Raw genomic sequence first — 744 nt, 5'->3', positions numbered from 1 at the left:
CCCACGTACAACTCCCCCGCCACGCCCCGCGGCACCGGCTCCATCCGCCCGTCCAGCACGTACAGCCGCAAGTCCCCTATCGCCTCCCCAATCACACTGCTCGCCGACTCCGCGTCCGGCCCCCTCATCCTGCGCTTCGTCACGTGCACCGTCGTCTCGGTGATTCCATACATATTCACCAGCGCCGGTACCTCGTCCCCGTGACGCTCGAACCACGGCTTCAGGCTCACCGGGTCCAATGCCTCTCCTCCGAAAATCACCAGCCGCAGCGCCAGCTCCTCCTCCAGCCCCGTCCCCAGCGTCTCCTCCAGCGCCACCAACTGGCGGAACGCCGACGGCGTCTGGTTGAGCACCGTCACCCCTTCCGTCTGCAATAGCCGGTGGAAGTCCCACGGCGAGCGGCTCACCGCGTACGGCACCCCCACCAGCTTCCCCCCGTACAGCAGCGCTCCCCACACCTCCCATACCGAGAAGTCGAACGCGTACGAGTGGAACAGCGTCCACACGTCCTTCTCCCCGAAGCGGAAGTCTTCCTCCGTCGCCTTGAAGAGACGCACCACCTGCCGGTGCTCCACTACCGTCCCCTTCGGCTTCCCCGTACTCCCAGACGTGTAGATGACGTACGCCGCATTCGCGCTCGTCATCTCCACCTCCGGGTTGTCCTCCCGCTCCCCCTCCACCGTCGGCGCCACCACCTCCACGCCCGTCCCCTCCAGTCGCCCCGCCAGCGCCGCGGACGCCACC

1 protein-coding gene is annotated in these 744 nt (G+C 67.6%); it reads right to left on the bottom strand.

All coding sequences use genetic code 11. The annotated features are described in order from the left end of the window. Nucleotides 1–744, bottom strand: a 744-nt coding sequence (locus D7W79_RS42480) for an AMP-binding protein (RefSeq protein WP_147442377.1), incomplete at both ends; no start/stop codon positions are given.

This window comes from Corallococcus exercitus (assembly GCF_003611585.1).
Classification (GTDB): Bacteria; Myxococcota; Myxococcia; order Myxococcales; family Myxococcaceae; genus Corallococcus; species Corallococcus exercitus.
This window is presented reverse-complemented; position numbering and strand designations above follow the sequence as displayed.